This is a genomic window from Rhodohalobacter sp. 8-1 (genome assembly GCF_038150125.1).
In the GTDB taxonomy this organism is placed as follows: domain Bacteria; phylum Bacteroidota; class Rhodothermia; order Balneolales; family Balneolaceae; genus SW132.
The window spans coordinates 117,125-135,011 of record NZ_JBBVMF010000009.1; the positions used below are offsets into that span (position 1 = coordinate 117,125).

Consider the following 17,887-nt stretch of genomic DNA (forward strand, 5'->3'; position numbering starts at 1 on the left):
AAAAAAATGCATCCAGTCAGATCTGGTCAAAATGAATTAAGCAGCAACGATTACTCAATAATAATCTCGTTGGGATCCTTTGGTTTGCGTTTCTGGCGGTCGCCGCCGGAAGGTTGCTGAAAGAGCTTGATCAGGTTGGTTATGCCAAACAGCAGTAGAAAGGCGGCAATGAGATAGGCAATAGAATCGGGGTTTGCCACAATGAGGGCAGCGATGATGAGCGTGAGAATTCCCATAAAGACAAATCCGAAGCTCATCAAAAGAATTAGCCCAAAAAATCCCAGGAACACCGCCATGGTGATCGGAATAATCTCAAGAAAAAGAAAGATGATGATACCCGTTACAATCGGAAAGGCGGCAATGACAGCCGGCGTTTTGAAATAGAGAAACATCAGCCCGAGTGCGATAAGGTAGCCGCCGGCAAACAGGTAAAGAAAATTGGGATAGATAAGAGTTAAAACACCTGTGGCCAGGGCGAGTATCGCATTGAGAATACGGCGCTCACGCGTTTTATACTGAATATTTACCTGGAACTGTTGATACATATTTCTTTGGATAAACGTTAGAGTTCAGGAATCCGGCGCCAGGTACGAAACATCCTGCGACGGGGTTAGCAAATCAAGGCTGACTATGAATGCACTAAACGAATATAAGAAACCGAGTAAAGAATAGATAAAACTCTGATCTATTATGGATAAAAACAGTAAAGATGTACATTCAATACCTACAAATCGAATGGCAGACGACAAGTGTGATGAATAAGAAAAGTGAAAAACGACTCCGTAAAAAAGTAAAAAAACTTCACATCGAATCGGTGAATCGCCACATCTTTTTGTGCGCGGATCCGACAAAGCCAAAATGCTGCAAGTATGAAAAAGGGATAGAATCCTGGAAATTTCTTAAAAAGAGGCTGAAAGAGCTCGGGCTGAATGGGGAAAAGGGAGTGTTTCGGACGAAGGCAAACTGTCTGCGCGTGTGTAAGCGCGGGCCGATAGCTGTGGTCTACCCCGAGGGGACATGGTATCACTCATGCACGCCGGATGTGCTGGAGAGGATTATCCAGGAGCATTTGATTGGCGGCGAGCCGGTGGAAGAGTATGCGTTTGCGGAAAACCCCCTTGGCGACTCAGATATTGATACTGTTTCATAATAGAAACCTGAGTTAGATCATAAAATTTTGGCATGAAAGAGTCCCCCTTAGCAAAGGGGAATTAGGGGGGATGTTTATCAGATTCTGGCACAGAATTGCAACAAAATCGGGTGGACACCCCTCTGATTCTCTCCGCCAGCTGGCGAAAGACTTTTATTCTGAACTTTTAAATCAATTATTAACCGAGCTCCGGTTAGAGGAATTTTACAGGCAGAAATTCCCGGCTATTCCAACAAAATTGAAAACTCAGTATCTTGATTCTGCTTTAAAAACAGGAGAAGCAAATGAATAAAATGAGTAACGATGTGCGGCCTGATGATGTTTGGATTGTGTGGATGGATGCCCTGGCCGAACAGGATTTTGTAATAATTGATGATTTCATAACTGAAGCTCTGTACAGGTCAATCAGGGGATTTTTTCGAAAGATGGAAGCTGATGATAAACTTCAAAAAGCAGGAATTGGTGCGTCGGGCGAATTCCAGGTCAAATCATCTGTTAGAGGTGATTTTATCCACTGGCTGGATCGAAACAAAGATAATGAGCTGTCAACATTCTTTGAGCTGATGGATGAGCTGAATCAAAAGCTGAGGAGATACTGCTACCTGAGCCTGACCGATTCGGAGTTTCATATCGCAAAATATCCGGCTGGATCACACTATAACCGGCATCTTGATCAGTTCCAGGAGCGATCGAACCGGCAGATAACGGTGCTGCTTTATCTAAACGAGAGCTGGAAGCCGGGGGATGGCGGGGAATTAAAAATCTACAGGGAAGATGGCGATATCCTGGTTGAGCCGATTGCCCGTCGATTGCTGCTGTTCAAAAGTGATTGTGTTGAGCATGAAGTGCTGACGACTCACGTACCACGTTACAGCCTGACAGGCTGGCTGCTTCGTCAACCCAAATCAGTAGGCTATCTTTTTTGATTTGATTCGCGTCATACAAATGGCATCAAACTGAAAGTAAGTCGCCAGCTGGCCATCTATACGCGATGTACCATACCGTTTACGCCAGCCACCTTCAGGCAGAGAAGCAGAACCAGTCCATAGCCGATATGCATTGTGAGTCCGGCGATGAGAATCCGGAAGGGTATCCAGGTATCATAATAGAATAGCCCAACGCTGTCTCCCCCGGCAAGCATGGCAAGAGGAGAGACGAAAGCCCCCGCCACAATTGAAATGATGATTCCGTAGATAATGCCTTTTAAAAACCAGTTACCGGGAATGCGTTCATGCAGAAAAGCTACCCAGATAAGCGCCAGGATAATTCCAACAATATTATATGCCAGGTTTCCCCAGAGTATAGAGTAGGGCTCGCCCACATGAACATTGTTAAAAGTTTCTTTGAGGATATGCCCAACGTCAATCACGGGCAAGCCAAATCCACCCTGAAGAAAAGAGATGATTGTCATTGTAAATGTGGCAAAAAATCCTGCAACGACGGTTCGAATGAATGTTTTTGAAGTCATTTTGAGCCTCTCAAATTGTAATCGTTAAACAGATGTGCCAGTTGAATTAGCGTTGTTCAAAAATACAAAAAAAATTCACTGATTCTTTTTTTGGAACATAAAAAAATTATCCGGTTGATCTTACTTTGAGAGCAGGACTCTCAATCGTAAGTTATCCGATAAATTTTTTATTCAAACCAAATGCTCCTGAGATGAAGAAATCGTTTCTAATTATCTTTCTGTTGATCATTCCTGTAATACTAGCCGCCCAATCCTCCGAAGACCGCCGCGATCTCTGGCTCAATTACATGGACGAAATGGCGCGGCCGGTGATGCAAAACCTGGCAAATGAGGAATTAAAAGAGGCAATGCCCGTGGAGCTTCCTGAGTATTCCGATAACCAGGAGCACCGAACGGAGGTGGCTTACCTTGAGGCGTTTGCCCGTACGCTTAGCGGCATTGCGCCATGGCTGAATACTGAAGGCGGATCTGCACGAGAAAGGGAACTGCGTAATGAGTATCGCCAGTGAGTGATTCAAGGTGTAGGGCATGCCGTAAATCCCGAAAGTAACGATTTTATGGTTTGGGAGGGTGGGCAGCCGCTGGTTGATGCATCATTTTTTGCACTGGGACTCATTCGCAGCCCATGGCTCTGGGAATCGCTTGATGAGAAGACGAAGCAACAGGTACGGGACGTCCTGGTGTTAACCCGCCAAACGGTCCCCGTTTACTCCAACTGGATTCTGTTTACCGGCATGATTGAGGCATTTTTTGCAAAATATGATATGCCGTATGATCCGGTTCGTATCGAGTATGGGATGCGCACATTTATGGAGCATTGGTATGCCGGTGACGGTATGTTTACCGATGGTGAAGAGTTTGCCATGGATTACTATAACAGCTACGTGATTCAGCCCTATCTCACAAATATAATGGATGCCATTGCGGATGAAAACCTTAATTACGACTGGTATAAAGACGATCTGAGAGGTATCACACAACGATATGCGGAGATTCAGGAACGGAGTATATCAATTGACGGCAGTTTTCCGGTGCAGGGGCGATCTATTGTATACCGGACCGGCGCGTTTCATCATCTCGCAGATATGGCTTTGCAGCGTGAACTGCCCGAAACACTGGAGCCCGCCCAGGTTCGTGAGGCTCTAACAGCCGTTATCATCCGAAACCTTGAAAATCCCGAAAACTATACGGAAGAGGGCTGGCTCCAAATTGGTCTTAACGGTCATCAGCCTGAACTCGCGGATTTCTATAATAATACCGGCAGTCTCTATCTTGCAGCTACTATCTTTTTACCGCTTGGCCTGCCATCAAACGATCCATTCTGGACAGATGAAGATGTGCCGTGGACGTCTATGAAGATCTGGGGAAATCCTTAGCTACCAGTGACAGTTTGTAAAAAGTATCGTACTTGAGCATATTTCAGGGATTCAAAAGCTCGGCTTTATTTATGATACCTCCACTCGTACTGTCACTTCTTAAATGGTGTTGCCTTGCTTTTAGGCAAAATTAGGGGCTACCAATGACAGATTGATAAAAGTGATGTTATTGGGCTTTAATCAATGCTTATTGCCTTTACGAACACACCCCTAAATCCCCTCTCGAGAGGGGACTATAATCCTGTCACCTTTGAAATAGTGTTGCACGGCTTTTAGGCAAGATTAGTTGCTACCGATGACAGTTTGTAAAAAGTGTTGCTTTAGGCTTTAGACAACGATGTTATTTTTTTGAGCACAAATCTAAACATTTGAAAATTTATAAACGGTTTCGCGCCTGTGCGAAACAAAAAGCCCCGACAGGGGCGACAGCTCATTAGCCCCGTACAAGCGCCGTGGTGTTTTCGGCGCGCAGTGCGGGGTTAGCAAGAGCAGGCAGTCCAGAGGCCCCGAGCCAGTTGGTTTCGCAGAAGAAACCAATTCAGTCGAAAGGGGGTCAAATGATCTAATCCGTGGATTTATCATGGGCTGAGTATATGCGTTTTGAGCGTTAAATTTAGCCGGAAGACCGCATACTACTCTCCACCGCTCTCCACCGCAAATCGCATACTATTCCTGAATGAGGGAACGTACCTTGTCGCCTTCAAAATAGTGTTGCCAGGCTGTTGGACAAAATTAGTCGCCCAGGAATGCATTCCTTTTAGACAAAGCCGTGTTTAACTGATCTCGAGTTAGTTTAGTTAGAAAATGAGGTCCTGAATCTAACACATTTTTTATGTGAGTTGATTGTGTGTATTCAATTTAGCCATGAACTCATTTATTCTCCTTATCTCCGGCGCTGTTTTCTTCAGTATCACCGCTTTCATTATCCTTGTCATCTTTCGATTCATTACTCTCATCATCTTTCTTCTTGTCTTTCTCCTCATCCTCATCGCTTTTCTCGTCACCGATTGAAACACTTTCGCCCTTAATCAGGGATGTAACCACATCACCGGAAACCTCTTCGTGTTCAAGCAGGAGGTCAGCCAGTTTGTCAAATGCGTCTTTGTTGTCCTTCAATGTGTTTTCGGCGCGTTCATAGGCTTCCCTGGAAATAGCGTTTACCTGCTGGTCAATATCTCGTGCCGTAGGATCGCTGTACTCCGGCTTGTGTCCCATCTCACGACCTATAAACACTTCCTCGTCTCCGCTGCCAAACGCAAGGTGGCCAAACTTATCGCTCATGCCCCAGTCTTTTACCATTTTTCGAGCCAGTTTTGTAACCTGCTGCAGGTCGTTTTGTGCTCCGCTGGTTGATGTATCAAAAATCAGCTGTTCTGCAGCACGGCCGCCCATCAGCACCGCAAGGCGGTCGAGCAGGTAATCCTTCTCATAAATGTATTTCTCTTTTTCCGGCAGCTGCTGTGTGATGCCCATTGCTTTTCCCCGCGGAATGATGGTGACCTTGTGAAGGGGATCAGTATGTGTTAGTGATGCTGCAACAATAGCGTGACCTGCTTCGTGATAAGCGAGCATTTTTTTCTCTCTGTCACTTATGCGCACGCCCTCTTTTTTGAGTCCCATCATCACCTTATCCCGCGCCTTTTCGATATCCTCCATTTTAATAGTTCGTCGTTCGTCACGTCCGGCATTGAAGGAAGCCTCATTGAGAAGATTCTCCAGGTCGGCACCGCTAAATCCCGGCGTGCCGCGCGCAACTTTTTCAAAGTCTACATCATCCCCGATTGTTTTGTTGCGGGCATGTATCTTCAGGATCTCAACCCGGGCTCCCTGCGTAGGCAGGTCAATGCTGATTTGTCTGTCGAAGCGTCCGGGACGAAGTAGTGCTTTGTCAAGAATGTCGGGACGGTTAGTGGCTCCCATTACAACCACATTTTCATTGGGTTCGAAGCCATCCAGTTCCGAAAGCAGCTGGTTGAGAGTCTGCTCGCGCTCATCATGGCCGCCGCCTAAGCCGGCCCCTCGTTTTCGGCCAATGGAGTCAAGTTCATCAACAAAAATGATGCTCGGTGATTTTTCCTTGGCGTTTTTAAACATCTCACGCACGCGCTTAGCGCCCACACCTACAAACATTTCCATAAAATCGGAACCCGTAATCGTGAAAAACGGGACGTCTGCTTCTCCCGCCACGGCCCGGGCCAGTAACGTTTTACCCGTTCCGGGAGGACCCAGCAGCAGAATTCCTTTTGGCAGTTCAGCTCCAAGTTCTTCATAGCGTTCGGGATTTTTGAGGAAATCAATAATTTCACTGAGCTCCTTTTTGGCGCCCTCTGTACCGGCCACATCATCAAAGGTGGTTCGATCTTCTCCCTGTTCTTCCTGCAACTTGGCTTTACTCTTGCCAATATTGAAGAATCCCTGGCCCTGTGCTTTAAATCGCTGGTAAAACATATAGGCGATAAACCCAAAAATAACAACCGGGAGAATGAAGGCGAGAATATACCACCAGTTACTGTCAGACTCCGGCTCGGCCGATACCGTGACGTTTCGTTCTTCCAGCATCGCAAAAAGCTCCTCATCTCCAAAGGATGGTAAATAAGTAATAAAGTTTTCAAAGGAGACCGTATCTTTTTCAGATATTTCAAGCGGCTGCGGCTCTTTTAATGTCCCTTCGATTCTCTCTCCCTGTACGTGAATGCTCTGCACGTTATCTTGCTCCAGCTCGGATTTGAACTCGGTATATTCGATCTCGGGAACAGTTCCGAAGATGCCATTTCCCGAGTTGTTCATAAGCATATATAACAGGATCATGCCGGCTATAAGATAGAACCAGAAGATCAGGCTTGTGCCGCCCGTCGGCCTGTTGTTTTTGGGACTCTTGATGCCCGCTTGATCGCCATTTGAGGACGATTCGTCCCTGCTCTTGTTCTTTTTATTTGATTGATCAGTCAATGTCTCCGGATTAGATTAACAAATGGAAGTCAATATTAAAGAAGTATCGGTAAAATGTACTTTATATCCATCAAAAAATTAACAGGATAAGATACCGATGAACGTTTCTGTATTTGAAACTACTAAACAGGGGTTGAGCCCAAAAAAATCCTTTTTTTACGAAGTATTTGGTGATGGTACCGTGAATGGTTTATTTAGTATAATCCGGAAATAAAAAAATATGTGTAGAAGGGGAGGGGAAAGATTGAGGCTGACACTGAGTTCTGAATTTTCTAAACCCGGATGCCGAACGAGCGGGGGTATGCCTATGGCACTTTTGGTGTCGTGAACCTACAAGACCCCGAGTTAAAAACCCACGATTATAATAATATTCTTGCGTATTTAACGCTACTATTCCGAGTTAAAATTGTTATTTCATAGTTATAAAATTATCACCGGCCACTAGACTTCTGCGCGGTCCAGAGACTTCAGGTTGAGCCCCATTTTTTGAAGGTACTCCTTAAAGCTTATTAACCCAATGCCGTCAGGATTAGGTTAAGATAGATGTAGAATTGGCCACCTGGGCTATAAGTTGGCAGTGTACCTGACGACATCTATTATTGATGATGTGCAACTTTCCAGATCCTGAACCGGACTGAGCGAAAAGTACTTACTGCTCCGCCGCTTCACCCACCGTGCGGCCGGTGCCTACCATAATGTGAGCCCACGGTTTGCCGGGATCCATCAGCCACGGGGCACCTTCACTAACGGGGGACGGAGCAATACCGGTCGATTCAACTGTAGCATATGGCACATACACCACGTAGAGCGGGCGTGCTGATAATAATGTGTTGGTTTCATAATCCCATGCTTCTGAATCTCCGGTAAGCGAGTAGAGCGACATCGGTTTTTGGGGAAGAGGTAGCGTGCCATTCTCAATTTCCTGTTGACGAATTTCCCGAACTTCGCTTGTGGAATGCCCATCTGAACTGAGTTCACGTCCGCGCTGCATGAACGGCTCGAGGTCGTTATGGTAGCAGGCTACATGAAAACGATCGTCGCCGGGTGCATCTGCCAGGCAGGTCAGTTCATTTGTGCCTTGGCGCAGAGTGACAAGTTCGCCGGATGAATCATATCCAAGCACGGCGGCATCCTCACGCATCGGCTGAGGTGCGGCGCTAACGGCTGCGGTGATTTGCCGGTCGGCTGTGGGAATGTCAGCGTCGGTCTCGGATTGAGCAGCTGCGGGTTCTGCTGACATCAGCCCGATTAAAAATGCTGTAATTAATATTGAAACGTATACTTTCATAAAATCTCCTGTTTGTAATGGATTCTAAGCATCCGTCAATCCAGAAAAGATTACGAATGCGGCTTGACGGGTAATACAAATTTCTTGTTCACCAATGTTACTATTTATTTGGTTGATCACAACCGCTATTTGAATACCACCATGAACTGAGAATAGTTAGATTTAAGGGATCAATTCCCTAATCTTCCAATCTTACTCTAAACGTCATTTAAATAATATTCATATGCTATTTTGACTATGCAGATATAGCGTTAATTGCCTGTAAATCAAAATAACCTGCACATTTAAAAACCCTCCACAATCATGACATTCATCAAGCATTAACTGCCATAGTTTTATTTATAATCTTATTGCCAGTTTCAATTTTACAGGCTCAGAATAAATCAGATTCAGAGCCGAATCCACTACAGCCGGGATCCAAAGCTCTGCTGTTTCAAATATCAGATAACTTTAGCCTGGAGTCTTTTCCCGGGGCAACGTTTTCTTTCAAGCAACAGGAATCTGATGATCGTGCGAGGCGAATCGGGTTAAACTTTAGCAATCGATACCTGTGGAGTGATTTTCCTGAAAACGATGACGACCTTGAAGTTTCTGATCTGGACGTTAATATTGGTGTTGATTACACTTGAATGAGGTATACGGATCCAGACTCAGGGATTATGTTCTTCTATGGTTATAGTTCAGGTATTAATTTCGGGATTGATAGAAATGTTCAGAAATTAAGAGTCAGAGATGATACCCGAAGGAATTTATATTACGGAATAAAAGGGATTGGGTATGTCGGTGTGGAGTGGTTTTTCCAATCGTGTATGAGCATGCACGCCGAATATCGTGGATCAGTTAGCATTGGTCACATACGTGAAAAGAACACAGCGGATGTAAATGGAAACGAAAGCATAACTGAGAGAAATAGTACTACAATTCAGCTCGGTAGCGACGGAGTCAGATTTGGGCTGTCGGTCTATTTTTGAGCGGAATCAATTATTGAAATACTGCACTCTTATTGATTGATGCATTAAATAGAATTTGTGTCAGTAGGGCTTAAGTTTAACATCAACAGATATATCACGGGATTCTCGTAATTATGAGCCGTATCAGACGTTTTATCCCCGATGCAATACATACTTAAAGCTGATTATTGCATTAAAATTATCATTGACGTTTTTTAATTAAAAATCCATACGTATATACTATGAAGAACAAACTCACCCTCCGGTTAGAAGAGTCATTAATTAAGCGGGCAAAAAAGAGAGCAGAACAAAAAGGTACCTCGGTTTCCCAAATGGTCGCCGACTTTTTTGCCATTGTTGATACGGAATCAACAGAGCCTAAAAACGATTTGCCCCCTGTCACTGCTTCATTAGTTGGGATAATGAAAAACAGTGACGTCCGCGAAGAGGATTATAAAACTCATTTAGAGGATAAATACCTTAAATGAAAGTTCTTTTTGATGCCAATATCTTATTAGATGTTTTTTTGAAACGTGATCCTTTTTTTGAGACATCTTCGAAATTAGTTGCATTAGCCGAGTGGGGAAAAATAGAAGGCTGGTTATGTGGCTCAATAGTTACGGCGATTCATTACTTACTTTCAAAATCACTCAATAGAGAGCGTGCTGGTAATCACGTGGGTGATATTCTTCAGATATTTCACATCGCTACGATTACAAGAGCTGTTTTGGAAGGAGCAAGAGAAAGTGGCTTTACAGACTATGAAGATGCAGTTATTCATCAATCGGCCGTGCAAGCAAATCTGGATTTAATTCTTACCAGGAATCAAAAGGATTTTAAGAAAAGTGAGCTTCCTGTATACAGCCCCGATGAACTATTAAACCTGATGGATTTATTGTGATGAAATTTTTTCTCAGGTATTCGGTGAATTTAGCATAAGGCTCATTTCAAACCTCAACCGCTTCCGCAATCATCCGGTGTGATTTCAGCCTAATATCAACGTATTTACTAATCAAAAGGAGGTATTATGAAATATTCATTTATAGTCTTCAGAACTTATTCTTTTCCACACCAAGCTGAAATGGATTTAAATAAACTACAAAATGAGGGAGTAGATGCATATTTAAGCGATGCAAATATGGGAAGCTTCAGTTTTTTGGGTGCAGCTACCGGCGGCGTCAAAATCCATGTCTCAGAAAAAGACTTGGAACGTGCTGATGAAATTTTATCTGATAATAAGACTCAATCCAATAATGAATAATTTTGGTTAAGGTGTAAATAATAAAGCTCTTACAGTGGTGTAGATTAGCAAAAGCAAATAAAGTTTTACTAACCTGCGCATATTTGCGGATAATCCTCGCTATCAAATTGTCTCAAACCTCAACCGTTTCAGCAATCAGCCGGTGTGATTTTAGCCGCTGATCGAAATCGTAGATGTAGGAGGCGATCATCAATTCATCGGCGCTGGTTCGGCTGATGAACTCATCAAGATCTGCCCTTACTGTTTCCCTGCTTCCAATAAAAGAACACGCCAGCATCTGCTGAACCATCATCTGTTGTTGCGGTGACCAGATACTGCTCATGTCATCTACGGGCGGCGGCATAGGTTTACGATCCCCGGTGACCACGCCCATAAACATCTGCAGCATGGATGTGGAGAGGTAGTTAGCTTCGGCATCTGTGTCTGCGGCGATGACGTTTATGCACGGCATCACATAGGGTTCGCTCAACTGTTTGGATGGTTTGAATCGCTCCCGGTAGATCCGAATCGCCGGCAATAGCTGCTGAGGCGCAAAATGACTGGCAAACGCGTAGGGCAGTCCCAGTTCAGCCGCAAGAAATGCGCTATCCGTGCTTGAGCCGAGAATCCAGATAGGAATGTTTGTGCCCTCACCAGGAATAGCCCGGACGCTGCTGTTTTTGTTGTCTGAGGAGAGATAGCGCTGCAGTTGCTTCACATTTTCGGGAAACCGCTGAACTTCCCGCATCCGGTCTGACCGGATGGCGTTTGCCGTGGTTTGATCGGTTCCCGGTGCGCGGCCCAGTCCCAAATCAACCCGGCCGGGATAGATGGTTGCCAGCGTGCCAAACTGCTCGGCAATAATCAGGGGCGAGTGGTTAGGCAGCATGATGCCGCCGCTACCCACCCGGATGGATGATGTGGCATCCGCAACATGCCCGAGTAAAATGGATGTAGCCGAACTGGCAATGTTTTCCATGTTGTGATGCTCAGCCATCCAGAATCGCTTGTAACCCATTTTCTCAGTCTCTTTGGCAAGTATTCGGCTGTTTTTGATAGTTTGTGCAAGCGTGGTTCCTTCGGTGACAACGGCAAGATCTAAGACGGAAAAGGGAATCATATGTTGAGGGTGTTGAATTGTTGAATCGTTAAACTGTTTAATCGGGGGTGTTTATCAGATTGTAGAAATTCCTATGGACACCCCTCTCGCCGAAGGCACCCCTTGGGGCAATCTCCCCTTATTAGGGGAGACTTATTCTGGAAAAAATTGAAACACGATTTATCAATCATTACGAAAGTTCACCTAATAAGCCATCAATATCCAGCGGTTCAGTCACCATGTGGATGGAGCCGTCCTCTCGATATGTCCACTCCTCTTTGGGGCGGTCGCGGTAAAGTTCAACGCCGTTGCCATCCGGATCATCAAGATATATCGCTTCCGATACACCATGATCGCTCGCCCCGGAAATTGGGTAGTCGTTATCCATTAACCGTTTCACAATGGCGGCCAGATCGCGGCGAGTGGGATAGAGAATAGCAGTGTGAAAGAGTCCGGCACTTCGTTCAGGGGCAGGTGGAGCTCCTTTGCTTTGCCAGGTATTGAGGCCAATATGGTGATGGTAATCACCGGCACTCAGAAAAACAGCCTGGTCACCATACATGGTGGTCACCTCAAACCCAATAAGATCCCGGTAAAACGAAAGCGACCGCTCCAGATCAGACACCTTCAGGTGTACATGCCCGATCCGTGTCTGAGCCGGTATATTATACTTATCCATTCCCATTGCTTGTTTGTTAGATAAAATATCAAACAATTTTTACCGATTACCGATTACCGATTACCGATAACTGACACACTGTTAAACTGTACCACTGAAATACTGATTATTCCCCCGCAAACTCCCGGATAAACTCGTAAGTACGTTTGGGATCGCGGCCAAGGAGTTCCTTGAGGTCGTCTGATGTGTGTGCAAGCGCGCCGTTTGCTACTGTAATGGCCGACAGTTTACTCATCGCAACCACATCATCGGGGAGCCCGGCGGCTTCCAGCCCTTCAACGAATTCATCAAGCGACACATCTTTATAGGTGATCTTCTTTCCTGATGCCAGGCTCAGCTTTTCTGCATATTCTTTCAGCGTATGGGCTTCCAGCGATGTGATTTCATACACCTGGTTTTTGTGGTCATCCGGGCTGACCAAAATATTAGCCAATGCTTCAGCCATCTCCGTGCGGTATGCAAAATTCACTTTTTCGCCGTTGGAAGGAAAAGTCCATGTCCCTGTTTCCATCGCCTGTCCCAAGAACATCGGGAAAAACTCAGTGTAAAACGTATGCCGGTTGATCGTGTAAGATATCCCGGTGTCATTAATAGTTTTTTCTGTAGCATGATGGTCAGCCGTCAGCGGGCTGAGTTCTTTATGTGCCTGAAGCATGCTGGTGTAGACAATGTGCTTCACTCCGGCTTTTTTTGCAGCTTCAATAACATTTTCATGCTGTTTAATTCTCTGTTCGAAACTGCTTGATGAAATCAGAAGCAACGTATCAACCCCTTCCATGGCACGGTCGAGGGTAGGTTTAGCGAGATAATCACCTATTCGCAGCTCAACTCCTTTTTTAGCGATTTCGCTCCCTTTCTCCTCGCTTCTCACAAGCCCGGCAACTTTCTGCTCGGGGTTATTCTCCATTAGGTGATCGATTGTTGCTGATCCCAGTTCTCCGTTCGCTCCTGTAATTAAAATCATATCATTATTGGTTTTTGAAAGGTTCATCGGCATATTTAGAGTAATGCCTAATTGATGCAATGTCTTTATTTTCTATACAAAAGTTGGGCTTAATTAGTTTAATAATGAACATATATTTAGTTTCATCTCTTGCGGGTTATTTGCTTTCTTTAAAAAGCGTAAACAATTGTCGATCAACAAGTATCATCAAATGGATTATTCATCTCAAATCGAATTAAAACTGTTGGTGGCGCTTGCCATTGGCTTGCTGGTAGGGATCGAGAGGGGCTGGAGTGAACGTGAGGAAGATGAAGGTGAGCGAATAGCAGGAATTCGCACCTTCAGTATTATCGGGCTGCTCGGGGGCGTATGGGCAATGATGGCAGAATTCCTCGGGGACTGGATACTTGCAGTTGCTTTCCTCTCTGTCTCGGCCCTGATTATTGCTGCTCATATTCTCGATGTGAGAAGTAACCAGGACATCGGCACCACTACAGCTTTCTCTATGATGCTTACGTTTGCTCTTGCCGCCTGGGCCGTGATTGGTCAGCCGGTTATTGCCATTGCAGTGACAATCGTAGTGGTATTTCTCTTGGGATATAAGCCGGTCTTGCATCGATGGCTCAGAGTTATAGAAGAAAAAGAGCTTTATGCCGGTATAAAGCTTCTGATTATTTCGGTGGCGCTCCTGCCATTCCTGCCTGACCAGGGATACGGCCCTTATAATGCTCTGAACCCCTACTGGATATGGTGGATGGTAGTCCTCATCAGTGGAATATCATTCGTAGGATATTTTGCTATTAAGTTTACAGGAAAGAAGAAAGGGACGTTTTTAACGGCTGTCACCGGCGGGCTGGCCTCATCAACAGCTGTTACTTTTAGCATGGCTCAATTTGCAAAGCTTAGCAAAAAGAAACTATTTTTTATGGGCGGTATCATGATAGCATCATCTATCATGTTTATTCGTGTAGCTATAGAAGTATTTGTTGTCAATAGAGAGTTGCTTCAGCATTTATGGATACCTCTTGGCCTCATGTTTGCAGGTATACTCATTGGCGGCTATTGGTTTTTGATCAGGGGAGGGCAAGGAAAAGAGGCAGACCAACAAATTGATATTACAAATCCCTTTCAGCTTGGACTTGCTCTCCGGTTCGGAGTACTGCTGGCCCTGATTCTTCTGCTTTCTGAAGCGGTGAAGGAATGGTTCGGTGATGAAGGCATCTACTTGCTCTCTGTAGCATCCGGTTTGATGGATGTTGACGCTATTACAGTTTCACTTTCAAAAATGGCTCAGAATGATCTGAGTGCCGAGGTGGCCTCGCTGGGAATCGTATTGGCCTCAGCCACGAACACAGTTGTTAAAGGGTTCATTTTTGCGGTAATTGCCGGCTGGAAGGATAGTTTAAAACTAATCTTGTTTTTGACAGCAGCAGTTATCCCGGGTATTTTGGCAGGTTTATACCTGATCGTCTAATAAAATCAGCCGGTTATAAGTAGTTGGTGTGTAATGTGATATATTTAAGAGTTCTTTATCTTAAATTCATATTTCACCTTTAACTTAACTCTCAAACGTGGAGATGCTGTAATGCAACTCATATTAAGACAAAAGAGTCTTTTATATTTTAACAAAACTAAACCAATCATTATGAAATCACTATATCAAATATCTGCTCTGTTAATGACACTTATTGTGTTACTGGGCGTGGGCCAGTCTACCGTTCAGGCACAGGAATACATGATGGACGGAATGACATTCGGTATGCCTGAGGCCGTAGTCTACACAGAAGACTATGATGGACCGCCGGTTGTGGGTGACCACTTAACCCTGCTTCCCAATCTTGCTCCTCTCGAATATGAAGGAAACAAGCATCATGAAGTTCGCCTGGATGCCATGGTGCAGGAAATAGAAGTTGCCAATGGCGTAAGCTACAGGGCGTGGACGTTCGGCGGAACAGTTCCGGGACCAACACTGCATGTACGCGAAGGCGACCGGATTACATTTACGATGAAAAACCGGTCAGATGAAGAAGTAACCATCACAGAACCGGGTAGTGAGGCAAGTCCGTTTATGCAGCAGGTGGCCGACAATAACTATATGAACGCCAAACCGGGTGTGATGCCAATGCCTCACTCTATGGACTTCCACGCGGGAACCGTTGCGAAAGATGACAAATGGCGAACCATTGCTCCAGGTGAAACAATCCAGTTCGACTGGGTGGCAAACTACGCCGGAACCTACATCTACCACTGTGGAACCCCGAGTGTGCTCATGCACACGGCAATGGGTCAGCACGGGGTGGTTGTTGTTTCGCCAAAAGAAGGGTACCCGACCGACTATGAAGTAGATCGCGAATACGTAGTTGTGCAGTCTGAATACTATCTCAAAAAAGGTCCCAGCGAACTTTATCAGTATGATTTTGAAGCAGCTCAAAGCCGAAACCCTTCACACGTCGTATTTAATGGCCACCAAACTATTCTTCATGATCAACCGCTTGAAGCGAATGCCGGTGAGCGTGTGAGAATTCATTTCTCAAATAACGGGCCAAGCGGAACGTCAAGTTTTCATGTGATTGGCGCCATTTTTGATCGCGTATGGCTGGAAGGTCATCCTTATAATGAAATGCGCGGCATGCAGACAGTGCTGCTCGGAGCGTCAGGCTCTGCCACAGTCGACTTTATTGTACCTGAGGAAGGCAAATACATCTTGATAGACCACGAGTTTGCAGATGCTGAAAAAGGAGCCACCGGTACACTGAAAGCCGGACCGCGTAAACGATAAACTAAGCTATTCCAATTGATGCCATCCTGGTCGATGGCATCAATTTCTTTTTGATCATACATCACATTTTAATTCCAAAAAAATGAAACTTTCAACCCTATCGTATCTCTTATTGCCGATTGTTGTGCTGACAGTGCTAATTACAGTTTCAGCCGGGGCACAGTCGAAAAAGGTTGAGATACCGGCAGGTTACTTTCATTCGGTACTCCCTGAAGTGGTTGGCGAGCCCGTCCGGGTAGAGTCATTTTTTATAGATGAGACGGCGGTTACATACGAAGATTACAGGAACTTTCTGACGGATCAACCCCGATGGCGATCATCTGACATTCCGGCTATTTATGCTGGAAAGAGCTACCTGAAAAACTGGAAAAACGACTTAGACTACGGCGATAAAAAGGCCACGCAACCGGTAACAAGCGTTTCCTGGTATGCTGCAAACGCCTATTGTGGCTGGAAAGGCGGCCGGCTGCCAACACTTAATGAATGGGAGTACGCGGCACAGGCGATGGAATTTGAATCTTCGGATGATGCTGATCGGTTTAGCTCCGAGCTGATCGGGTGGTACTCGGCTGTTAACGCTAATCAAGTCAAACCGGTTGGCAGCAGTGGAATTGAAAACAAGTATGGAGTAAAAGACATGTTTGGCTTGATTATGGAGTGGGTTGAAGATTTTAAGCCGCCCGTTGCAGACGACCTGTCTCTCGATTGCGGCACCGTGGGCCGGATGCAGGGAAGCAGTACCCTGTATGGGTACGCTATGTCAATTCGGTATATCACCCGCATGAGTTTTAAGCCCATCAGTGCCACCGGTATGCTGGGTTTCAGGTGCGCATATGATACCGTCCAGAATGGAAATGAACCGGTGAATGAGAATCAATCTACAGACTAAGGAAGGAGCAACCATGAAAAAATTGAAATATATTGCATTAACAATCGGGCTTATATGTCTGCCGATGCTTGCATCAAGCCAGCACTCAATGACAGAAGGGGAAAGTCATTCTGACCTTAAGGCTGAGCAGTCGTATAACGCAGAGTCTCTCTACCATATGCCCGCAAAATGGACGAACCAGGATGGAGAAACAATCCGGCTGGCCGATTATTCAGGCCGGCCGCTTATGCTTGTAATGTTCTACGGCCAGTGCACGGGAACTTGTCCCGTGCTTATGCAAAGAACATGGAAGCTTTACAGCATGCTTGATAATAGGATTCGAGATCAGTTGCAGGTATTGGCCGTTAGTTTTGACACCGAAAACGATACGCCGGAGGCACTCAAAACCTACGCGGAATATGAACAGCTGGATATTCCCGGCTGGAATTTTGTGACAGCTCGCCATACGGATGTCCGGGAGCTTGCCATGCTGCTCGGTGTTCAGTATCGCCAGCGAAGTGACGGACACTATGAGCATTCAAATCTGATTACGGTTCTGGATGAAGAGGGTAAAATTGCTGTGAGAACAGAAGGGATCACCGGAGGGCTCGATCAGGCAGCCTCAGAAATTAAAGAGCTTATTAAGCCTGACCTGCAATGAAAGATGAAGCTATTCATATCATCCTTTTCCTGCTGTTCATTACCGTACTTCCATTGCCAGGTTTAGGATATGAGCAGCCGGTTGATATCAAGCCTGATACCCTAACGGTACACGTACTCGGTACCGCAGAGGATTCCCGCTTTGAACCCAAATCAATAAGGGTAAAGCCCGGGGAAACGGTTCGTTTTGAGGTGAAAGAAGGCATGCACACGGTGACGGCCTACCATCCGGATAACAGACGGGATCTTAGAATTCCAAAGGACGCTCCGTCTTTCGACTCAGGCATTTTAACGGCCGGCGACACATGGTATTTGAACATCACTTATTCAGGCGAATACAACTACTTTTGCATGCCTCATGAACGCATGGGCCATGTAGGGAAGATTATATCTAACAACACTAATTCAAACAATACATCAACAAATTATAAGAACTAA

Annotated in this window: 19 protein-coding genes and 1 pseudogene; 13 read left to right on the plus strand and 7 right to left on the minus strand. The window is 45.3% G+C overall.

Features of this window, described 5'->3' with window-relative positions:
- Positions 1-50: 50 nt before the first annotated feature.
- Positions 51-545 (minus strand): hypothetical protein, encoded by a 495-nt coding sequence (locus AABW11_RS11175; RefSeq protein ID WP_340105176.1) that lies wholly within the window; start codon positions 543-545, stop codon positions 51-53.
- Positions 546-754: 209 nt separating this feature from the next.
- Here AABW11_RS11175 and AABW11_RS11180 point away from each other — a divergent pair, with 209 nt between their 5' ends.
- Both AABW11_RS11180 and AABW11_RS11185 read left to right on the plus strand, forming a co-directional pair.
- Positions 755-1,150 carry a (2Fe-2S) ferredoxin domain-containing protein gene (locus tag AABW11_RS11180; protein WP_445263764.1) on the plus strand — a complete coding sequence of 132 codons (396 nt, stop codon included), beginning with the start codon at positions 755-757 and terminating at the stop codon, positions 1,148-1,150.
- A gap of 284 nt (positions 1,151-1,434) precedes the next feature.
- A complete protein-coding gene (locus AABW11_RS11185) occupies positions 1,435-2,076 on the plus strand; it encodes a 2OG-Fe(II) oxygenase (protein WP_340105180.1) in 642 nt (213 codons plus the stop codon).
- A 56-nt stretch (positions 2,077-2,132) separates the two neighbouring features.
- Here AABW11_RS11185 and AABW11_RS11190 read toward each other — a convergent pair whose 3' ends face one another.
- Positions 2,133-2,618, minus strand: coding sequence for a hypothetical protein (locus tag AABW11_RS11190; protein WP_340105181.1), 486 nt, complete (start codon positions 2,616-2,618; stop codon positions 2,133-2,135).
- A 191-nt stretch (positions 2,619-2,809) separates the two neighbouring features.
- Between AABW11_RS11190 and AABW11_RS11195 the strand changes: the two are divergent.
- Positions 2,810-3,994, plus strand: a pseudogene (locus tag AABW11_RS11195) (DUF2264 domain-containing protein).
- Positions 3,995-4,864: 870 nt separating this feature from the next.
- Here AABW11_RS11195 and ftsH read toward each other — a convergent pair.
- A complete protein-coding gene (gene ftsH / locus AABW11_RS11200; protein ID WP_340105182.1) occupies positions 4,865-6,943 on the minus strand; it encodes an ATP-dependent zinc metalloprotease FtsH in 2,079 nt (692 codons plus the stop codon).
- 649 nt (positions 6,944-7,592) lie between these two features.
- Positions 7,593-8,231: a hypothetical protein gene (locus AABW11_RS11205; protein WP_340105183.1), complete on the minus strand. Its 639-nt coding sequence runs from the start codon at positions 8,229-8,231 to the stop codon at positions 7,593-7,595.
- A 350-nt stretch (positions 8,232-8,581) separates the two neighbouring features.
- Here AABW11_RS11205 and AABW11_RS11210 point away from each other — a divergent pair, with 350 nt between their 5' ends.
- From AABW11_RS11210 to AABW11_RS11230, 5 genes are all read left to right on the plus strand, one after another.
- Positions 8,582-8,860, plus strand: a complete 279-nt coding sequence (locus tag AABW11_RS11210; protein ID WP_340105184.1) for a hypothetical protein — start codon at positions 8,582-8,584, stop codon at positions 8,858-8,860.
- 30 nt (positions 8,861-8,890) lie between these two features.
- Entirely contained in the window at positions 8,891-9,202 is a 312-nt protein-coding gene (locus tag AABW11_RS11215) for a hypothetical protein (protein ID WP_340105185.1), read from the plus strand.
- Positions 9,203-9,423: 221 nt separating this feature from the next.
- The gene (locus tag AABW11_RS11220; RefSeq protein ID WP_340105186.1) at positions 9,424-9,669 is read left to right on the plus strand and encodes a DUF6364 family protein; all 246 of its coding nucleotides are present in this window, start codon (positions 9,424-9,426) and stop codon (positions 9,667-9,669) included.
- A complete protein-coding gene (locus AABW11_RS11225; RefSeq protein WP_340105187.1) occupies positions 9,666-10,082 on the plus strand; it encodes a PIN domain-containing protein in 417 nt (138 codons plus the stop codon). The genes AABW11_RS11220 and AABW11_RS11225 overlap by 4 nt, the downstream gene beginning before the upstream one ends.
- A 126-nt stretch (positions 10,083-10,208) precedes the next feature.
- Positions 10,209-10,442, plus strand: a complete 234-nt coding sequence (locus AABW11_RS11230; RefSeq protein ID WP_340105188.1) for a putative signal transducing protein — start codon at positions 10,209-10,211, stop codon at positions 10,440-10,442.
- Positions 10,443-10,554: 112 nt separating this feature from the next.
- Here AABW11_RS11230 and AABW11_RS11235 read toward each other — a convergent pair whose 3' ends face one another.
- The 3 genes from AABW11_RS11235 to AABW11_RS11245 all read right to left on the minus strand — a co-directional run bounded on the left by AABW11_RS11235 (position 10,555) and on the right by AABW11_RS11245 (position 13,163).
- Positions 10,555-11,541 (minus strand): LLM class flavin-dependent oxidoreductase, encoded by a 987-nt coding sequence (locus tag AABW11_RS11235; RefSeq protein ID WP_340105189.1) that lies wholly within the window; start codon positions 11,539-11,541, stop codon positions 10,555-10,557.
- A gap of 169 nt (positions 11,542-11,710) precedes the next feature.
- Positions 11,711-12,199, minus strand: coding sequence for a VOC family protein (locus tag AABW11_RS11240; protein ID WP_340105190.1), 489 nt, complete (start codon positions 12,197-12,199; stop codon positions 11,711-11,713).
- A 106-nt stretch (positions 12,200-12,305) separates the two neighbouring features.
- The gene (locus AABW11_RS11245; RefSeq protein ID WP_340105191.1) at positions 12,306-13,163 is read right to left on the minus strand and encodes an SDR family oxidoreductase; all 858 of its coding nucleotides are present in this window, start codon (positions 13,161-13,163) and stop codon (positions 12,306-12,308) included.
- A 190-nt stretch (positions 13,164-13,353) separates the two neighbouring features.
- Between AABW11_RS11245 and AABW11_RS11250 the strand changes: the two genes are divergently transcribed.
- The 5 genes from AABW11_RS11250 to AABW11_RS11270 all read left to right on the plus strand — a co-directional run bounded on the left by AABW11_RS11250 (position 13,354) and on the right by AABW11_RS11270 (position 17,887).
- Positions 13,354-14,616 (plus strand): MgtC/SapB family protein, encoded by a 1,263-nt coding sequence (locus tag AABW11_RS11250; protein WP_340105192.1) that lies wholly within the window; start codon positions 13,354-13,356, stop codon positions 14,614-14,616.
- A 171-nt stretch (positions 14,617-14,787) separates the two neighbouring features.
- Positions 14,788-15,921, plus strand: coding sequence for a multicopper oxidase domain-containing protein (locus AABW11_RS11255; protein ID WP_340105193.1), 1,134 nt, complete (start codon positions 14,788-14,790; stop codon positions 15,919-15,921).
- A gap of 82 nt (positions 15,922-16,003) precedes the next feature.
- The gene (locus AABW11_RS11260; protein ID WP_340105194.1) at positions 16,004-16,810 is read left to right on the plus strand and encodes a formylglycine-generating enzyme family protein; all 807 of its coding nucleotides are present in this window, start codon (positions 16,004-16,006) and stop codon (positions 16,808-16,810) included.
- The gene (locus AABW11_RS11265) at positions 16,788-17,450 is read left to right on the plus strand and encodes an SCO family protein (RefSeq protein ID WP_340105195.1); all 663 of its coding nucleotides are present in this window, start codon (positions 16,788-16,790) and stop codon (positions 17,448-17,450) included. The genes AABW11_RS11260 and AABW11_RS11265 overlap by 23 nt, the downstream gene beginning before the upstream one ends.
- Positions 17,447-17,887: a cupredoxin domain-containing protein gene (locus tag AABW11_RS11270; protein ID WP_340105196.1), complete on the plus strand. Its 441-nt coding sequence runs from the start codon at positions 17,447-17,449 to the stop codon at positions 17,885-17,887. Before AABW11_RS11265 ends, AABW11_RS11270 begins: the two co-directional genes overlap by 4 nt.